The following is a 7,466-nucleotide window of genomic DNA, read 5'->3' as shown; positions in this document are numbered from 1 at the left end:
TTATCTTCGCCCGCAGTCCCAAACCACGACAATCATCCCCCGGGACGAAAGACTCATATACACACTTCACCACCCCGTCCGCTGGCCTACGGCGGCGTCCTCACCTGCTTAACTAAATCTCCATCTTTACTATCCTGCCGTTTTTTGATAGAATATTCCGAAGAGGAATTTTCAGATCCAGCATTTAGATACAGAGGAAAACGCAGATGATAAAGACAGTAGCTTCTTTAGAGCTGCCTGTAAATGAAAAACTTTTAATCCGGAAGAACGTTATCACTCCGGAACAGGTGACAGGCAGTGAAAAAAGGTTTTGTGTGGTGACGGGAACCCACGGTGATGAGCTTGAGGGACAGTACGTCTGTTATGAACTGAACAGAAGAATCCGGGAACAGATCCATTATTTAAAGGGAACGGTTGAGATTTATCCGGCGCTGAATCCGCTGGGGCTGGATACGATTACAAGGGCATTTCCTGTGTTTGACGTGGATATGAACCGGATTTTCCCGGGGACGGACGACGGCTCTGTGGCGGAACTGGTTGCCGGGATGATTGTCAAAGACCTGGCTGGCGCCGATATGTGTATAGATGTCCATGCAAGCAATATCTATATCAGGGAAATCCCGCAGGTGCGTCTTAATGAAAGCACTTCCGGCAGCCTTCTTAAATATGCCGGACGACTGAACACGGAATTTGTCTGGGTGCATCACGCGTCCACAGTACTCGAATCAACGCTTGCCCATACACTGAACATGATTGGCGTCCCAACTCTCGTTGTGGAGATGGGGGTCGGCATGAGAATCACGGAGAAGTTCTGTTTTCAGCTCGTAGACGGTATCTTTTGCCTGATGAAGGATTTGGGAATCTGGGCCGGGCCGGTGATTACGCCGAAGGAGCCGGTGGTCTCCCTGGGCGGGGAAGTCGGTTTTGTCAATGCGGAAAAATCAGGCCTCTTCGTACCAAAGGTTAAACACAGGAATGATATAAAAAAGGGTGAGATAATCGGCGAGATTGTCAATCCGCTGGAGGGAACTGTGGAAGAGCGGCTGTATGCTCCCTGCGACGGATTAATCTTTACACTTAGGGCCTACCCGATGGTGGAGAGAGGTTCTCTGATTGCCAGGATTCTGGGAGGTGGCGGCCGATGAGACAGGAACTGATTTATTCTATGAAGAACATCCACAGGGATGATTTTAATATATACGGATACCGTTTTGGTAAAAACGGAGTGAAGGCAGCCTGTATCGTGGGTTCGCTGCGCGGCCATGAAGTACAGCAGCTCTACATCTGTTCTCTGCTGGTCAAGCTGCTCAAGGATATTGAGCTGCACGGCGGTATCGTGGGGGATAATGAGATTCTGGTGATCCCATCCGTCAATTATCCGGCCATGAACGTCGGGAAACATTTCTGGTCTACCGATAATTCCGATATTAACCGGCTTTTTCCTGGGGATGCAACCGGCGAGACGACAAAAAGGCTGGCTGCCGGAGTTTTTGATAAAGTGAAGGATTACGGATATGGGATACAGTTTGGCAGTCTCTATATGACAGGGGACTATGTCCCACATGTGAGAATGATGGAGACGGGATATCACAATCCGGGCCTCGCAAATCTCTTTGGGCTGCCGTATGTGGTAATGCGCAAACCCACGCCCTATGATACGGCGACTTTGAATTATAACTGGCAGATGAATGGAACGAACGCATTTACCGTGTATTCTGCCTCCACGGAAGCGGTGAATGAGCCGTCGGCCAGGCAGGCCGCATCCAGCGTGTTGCGCTTTCTGACAAGAATGGGGATTATCCGTTACAGCAGTCACAGCGGATATATTGCCAGTGTTATCCGCGAAGAGGATTTGACGAATGTAAAGACAGACCGGGCCGGATTCTTCAGACGGGAGACCTGGCCGGGGGCCGAGGTCCTCAGAGGTGATTTGATGGCGACAATCATTGAGCCGGGGAGCGGAGAGGTGATAAGCCGGCTTCTGGCTCCGACGGACGGCATTGTGTTTTTTGCCCACTCACAGCCGATGGTGATGGAGAGGGCTATTGTATTTAAAATAATCAGGCGGCTGCATGCCTGACACAGAATATGAGGAAGGAAACAGATAACATGGCAAATGACAGCTTGAAGGATTTTTTAGCAGTCGGTGATTCCGGTGACGAAAGAGAATTTACATCAGGAGAAGATTTCTATCAGCTTTATCTGGAAGAACTGAAATTGGTTCCCCCATGTTCACCCGAAGAGGAAGAAAGACTGCTGGACGAGATACTGGCGGGAAGCCAGTCGGCCGTGAAACGGCTGGTGGAAGGAAAACTGGGCCGTGCGGTCAGAATGGCGGAAGAATACAGGGATCGCGGCCTGTCGATGAACGATCTGGTGCAGGAGGCGAATATCGCCCTGCTTCTTACGGCGCAGGAATACAAGGGGGGAGATTTTGACAGCCAGTCGGAGGAACGCATCCGAAGGATGATAGAAGACGCTCTTGAGCTTCAGAATACGGAATATAAGGTAGAGGAGGAGATGCTGGCCCGTGTCAATGTCTTAAAGGATATATCGGCAGGGATGGCGGAAGAACTCGGACGCGAGGCAACGGTGGAAGAACTGGCCGAACGGATGAAGATGACGGAGCAGGAGATAAAAGATATCATGAAGCTGACCCTGGATGCGATGAGCGTCAGCGGAGAGTAGGGACAGCCGGGATATGAAATTTTACTTACTGCGTCATGGACAGACAAAATGGAACATAGAAGGAAAAATACAGGGAAAGACGGATGTTTTGCTCAATGAGGACGGTATGGAACAGGCCGGATTTCTGGCAAAGGCCATGGAGCATTGTGAGGCTCGGGCACTCTTTTCAAGTCCCCTTCTCAGGGCCAAACAGACGGCGGAGATTGTGGCAGGGAAAATGGGACTGCCTGTAACTGTGCTGCCGGAGCTTAAGGAAGTGGATTTCGGACTGTGGGAGGGCTGTACCTGGAAGGAGATTGAAGAAAAGTATCCGGATGATTACAGGCGGTGGGAGATGAATCCTGCCGCGGCAGCGCCGACGGGAGGAGAAAGCAGGCTGTCCTGCCGCGCGCGCAGCCGGTCTGCGGTTGAACGGGTACTCAGGGATACGGAGGGCGGCAATGCGGTAATCGTAGCCCACGGCGGCATCCTTGTCTATCTCATCGACTACCTTCTCAGAAACCAGAAAGAAAAGCGTGAGATTATTGTCAGGAATGCCAGTATCACGGTCATAGATTATGAAAAAGACACCGGGCTTGGCACACTTCTGGAGCTGAACCGGACCAGCCATTTACCGGCCATCCGAAGCGGGAAAACAAATAAGTATTGTTAATAAAAAATATTAGATATATTAATTTTACTAATCTATAAAACTTGTGTATGATTAAGGCAGATGACTGACAGAAGGCGTCTGTCTTTTTCAATATATGCAGTGTCAATAGAAATTGCCAGCAGAAAAACTAGGAGGTACTTTAATGAGTGTAAGACGAATTTTCGTTGAGAAGAAACCGGAATATGCCGTAAGGGCGAAAGAACTGCGCCAGGAGATCGAAAATTACCTGGGGATCGGCACAATCACAGATGTCCGCGTATTAATCCGTTATGATGTGGAGGATGTATCTGAAGAGGTTTATAAAGAGGCGCTGGTTACAATTTTTTCTGAGCCGCCGGTGGACTTTGTATATGAAGAAAGCTTTCCGTCTGAAGAGGGAGATACCATATTTACCGTTGAATACCTGCCTGGGCAGTTTGATCAGAGAGCAGACTCTGCTGAACAATGTGTAAAGCTTCTGAATGAGGAAGAGAATCCGGTTATCAAATCGGCTACTACCTATGTCATTTCGGGAACCTTGACGAAAGAGCAGGCAGAGGCCGTCAAATCCCTCTGCATTAACCCGGTGGATTCCAGGGAGAATAATAATCCGAAACCGGCCACGCTCGTTACTGTATTTGACCAGCCTGAAGACGTTAAAATTTTTGAGGGCTTCTGTGATTTTGCAGAGGACAGCTTGGGTGAGCTTTACAGCTCCCTGAACCTGGCTATGACCTTTAAAGATTTCCTTCATATCCAGAATTATTTTAAAAATGAAGAGAAGAGGGACCCGTCCGTTACGGAAATCCGGGTTCTCGATACATACTGGTCTGATCACTGCCGCCATACCACATTCCAGACAGAGCTTAAGAATGTGGAATTTACGGATGGTGATTACAATGAGCCGATCGAGGCATCCTACCGTCAGTATCTGGCTGACAGGGAAGAAATCTTTAAAGGGCGTGATGATAAGTTTGTCTGCCTGATGGACTTGGCTCTGATGGCAATGAGAAAGCTTCGCAAAGAGGGAAAACTCGAGGATCTGGAAGAATCGGAAGAGATTAACGCATGCAGCATTGTGGTTCCTGTTGTCATTGACGGACAGGAAGAGGAGTGGCTCGTTAACTTTAAGAACGAGACACATAACCATCCGACGGAGATTGAGCCTTTTGGCGGGGCCGCCACATGTCTCGGCGGAGCCATCCGTGATCCGCTGTCAGGGCGTACCTATGTATATCAGGCAATGCGTGTGACAGGAGCGGCAGATCCCACCAGGCCGATGTCCGAGACACTTCACGGCAAGCTTCCGCAGAAGCGGATTGTGACGGATGCCGCACACGGCTACAGCTCCTACGGAAATCAGATTGGCCTGGCAACCGGCTATGTAAAAGAAATTTACCATCCTGATTATGTTGCGAAGAGAATGGAGATTGGCGCCGTTATGGCAGCTGCGCCCAGAAAGAATGTAATCCGCGAGACTTCAGATCCGGGCGATGTAATCATTTTAATGGGAGGCCGCACCGGCCGTGACGGAATCGGCGGAGCTACCGGATCCTCCAAAGTACATACGGAGGCATCCATTGAGGTGTGCGGAGCCGAGGTACAGAAAGGAAATCCTCCTACAGAAAGAAAATTACAGAGGCTGTTCCGCCGTCCGGAAGTCAGCTCTTTAATAAAAAAATGTAACGATTTTGGTGCGGGCGGCGTATCGGTTGCCATCGGCGAGCTGGCCGACGGACTTAAGATTGATCTTGATTCTGTTCCGAAGAAGTATGCCGGCCTGGACGGTACGGAAATTGCGATCTCCGAATCCCAGGAAAGAATGGCTGTAGTGGTGGACCCGAAAGACGTAGATAAGATGCTTGCATTTGCGGCGGAAGAAAACCTGGAGGCCGTTCCGGCAGCCGTAGTGACAGAGTCGCCAAGACTGGTGATGAACTGGAGAGGAAAGACGATTGTAGATTTAAGCCGTGCATTTCTGGATACAAACGGAGCCCATCAGGAAGCTTCCGTCACTGTGGAAGTTCCGGTCAGGACAGGCAATTTGTTTGAGAAAAAAGAAATCGGCGATGTAAAAGAAACATGGCTGAAGATGCTGTCCGGTTTAAATGTCTGCTCCCAGAAAGGCCTTGTGGAGATGTTTGACGGTTCTATCGGCGCAGCAAGTGTATTCATGCCTTACGGCGGTAAATACCAGCTTACGGAGACACAGTCAATGATAGCAAAGCTCCCGGTGGAAAAGGGCAGCTGTGATACCGTTACGATGATGAGCTATGGTTATGATCCGTATCTCTCCAGCTGGAGCCCATACCACGGCGCCGTCTATGCAGTTCTGGACTCCGTAGCTAAGATTGCCGCGGGCGGCGGGGACTACAAGAAGATCCGTTTCACGTTCCAGGAGTACTTTAAGCGCATGACAGAGGATCCGAAACGCTGGGGAACCCCATTCTCCGCATTGCTGGGTGCTTATAATGCGCAGATTGGCTTCGGCCTTCCTTCCATCGGAGGAAAGGACAGCATGTCAGGCACCTTTAACGACGAGGAACACGGCGAAATCAATGTACCGCCGACACTGGTATCCTTTGCCGTTGATATATCCGACAAGCAGCATGTGGTTTCACCCGAGTTTAAGAAAGCCGGAAGCAAGATTGTACTTTTCACAATAGAGAAGGATCAGTATGATCTTCCTGTATACAGCCAGGTGATGGACGGCTATGACAAGCTCTATAAAGATATGGAAGCAGGGAAGATTATTTCCGCTTATGCGGTGGAGGGACACGGAGCCGCCGAGGCAGTCAGCAAAATGGCATTTGGCAATAAACTTGGTGTCAGAATTGAGCATAATGTAGATTCTCGGGACTTCTTCGCGCCGGGCTGGGGTAATATCGTCTGCGAAGTGCCGGACGGAAAAGTGGGTGAACTGTCCATTTCCTATACGGTGATCGGTGAAGTGACGGATAAAGAGACATTTGAATATGGCAATACCGTAATCACGATGGAAGAAGCCCTGAATGCCTGGACTAACACACTCGAAAAGGTATTCCCGACCTGTTCAGGTATTCAACAGACAGAGGTAAGGAATGAACTGTTTAAGACGGATTCCATCCATATCTGTAAGAATAAAGTGGCAAAACCAACAGTATTTATACCGGTTATGCCGGGTACAAACTGCGAATACGACAGTACCAAGGCGTTTGAACGCGCAGGCGCCGATGTGATTGTCAAAGTCTTTTGTAACAGGGGAGCTTCCGATATCCGTGATTCCATCGAGGAATACAGGAAGGCAATCAGCCGTTCCCAGATTATAATGTTCCCGGGCGGTTTCTCCGCCGGCGACGAGCCGGACGGTTCCGCTAAATTCTTTGCAACCGTATTCAGGAATGCAGTGATGCAGGAGGAGATGGAGAAGCTGCTGGGGGAAAGAGACGGACTGATTTTAGGTGTTTGCAACGGATTCCAGGCTCTGCTTAAACTCGGACTTCTCCCGGGTGAAAAAATTGAGCCGCAGAAGGCCGATTCACCGACACTGACGATGAACAACATCGGCCGCCATATTTCCAAAATGGCATATCTGAAGGTTGTATCGAATAAATCCCCCTGGCTCCGGGAAGCAGAGCTGGGAGGCGTCTATGTGAACCCGCTTTCACATGGTGAGGGCCGTTTTGTGGCAAGTGATGAGTGGATCAATACACTTTATGCAAACGGGCAGGTAGCAACCCAGTATGTCGATCCGGCCGGTAATCCGACGATGGACGAAGAATGGAATCCGAACGGCTCATATATGGCAATTGAGGGTATTACCAGCATGGATGGCCGCATCTATGGTAAGATGGGCCATTCGGAGAGACGCGGCGACGGTGTGGCTGTGAATATTTACGGTGAGCAGGATATGAAGATATTTGAATCCGGTGTGAAATATTTTAAATAAGCAGGTGAGGACGCCGCCGGTACGGCCGGCGGACAGTGCGGTGTGTATACGAGTCTTTCGTCCCGGGGGCGTACCCTGCCGCAGATATATTTATACTTGATGTTTATATGAAATTGTATATTTTAAATGAGCGGAATGGAGACCGGAAGAATTTAAACGGTCTTCATTTCGCTCATTTTCGATTAGATGGAGATTTAACTGAGGTTGGGAGGACGCGTC

Annotated in this window: 5 protein-coding genes; all 5 read left to right on the top strand. The window is 49.7% G+C overall.

What is annotated here, in order from left to right; all coding sequences use genetic code 11:
• Positions 1-206 precede the first annotated feature (206 nt).
• The 5 genes from CLOSYM_RS09965 to CLOSYM_RS09945 all read left to right on the top strand — a co-directional run bounded on the left by CLOSYM_RS09965 (position 207) and on the right by CLOSYM_RS09945 (position 7,247).
• A complete protein-coding gene (locus tag CLOSYM_RS09965; RefSeq protein ID WP_021642040.1) occupies positions 207-1,145 on the top strand; it encodes a M14 family metallopeptidase in 939 nt (312 codons plus the stop codon).
• A complete protein-coding gene (locus CLOSYM_RS09960; protein WP_003510671.1) occupies positions 1,142-2,080 on the top strand; it encodes a M14 family metallopeptidase in 939 nt (312 codons plus the stop codon). Before CLOSYM_RS09965 ends, CLOSYM_RS09960 begins: the two co-directional genes overlap by 4 nt.
• Positions 2,081-2,109: 29 nt before the next feature.
• The gene (locus CLOSYM_RS09955; protein ID WP_044902336.1) at positions 2,110-2,688 is read left to right on the top strand and encodes a sigma-70 domain-containing protein; all 579 of its coding nucleotides are present in this window, start codon (positions 2,110-2,112) and stop codon (positions 2,686-2,688) included.
• A 13-nt stretch (positions 2,689-2,701) separates the two neighbouring features.
• Complete coding sequence (locus CLOSYM_RS09950) at positions 2,702-3,340, top strand: histidine phosphatase family protein (protein WP_003510661.1); 639 nt, start codon at positions 2,702-2,704, stop codon at positions 3,338-3,340.
• Between the two features lie 142 nt (positions 3,341-3,482).
• Complete coding sequence (locus CLOSYM_RS09945; protein WP_021642038.1) at positions 3,483-7,247, top strand: phosphoribosylformylglycinamidine synthase; 3,765 nt, start codon at positions 3,483-3,485, stop codon at positions 7,245-7,247.
• Positions 7,248-7,466 lie beyond the last annotated feature (219 nt).

The organism is [Clostridium] symbiosum ATCC 14940 (assembly GCF_000466485.1).
In the GTDB taxonomy this organism is placed as follows: Bacteria; Bacillota; Clostridia; order Lachnospirales; family Lachnospiraceae; genus Otoolea; species Otoolea symbiosa.
This window is presented reverse-complemented; position numbering and strand designations above follow the sequence as displayed.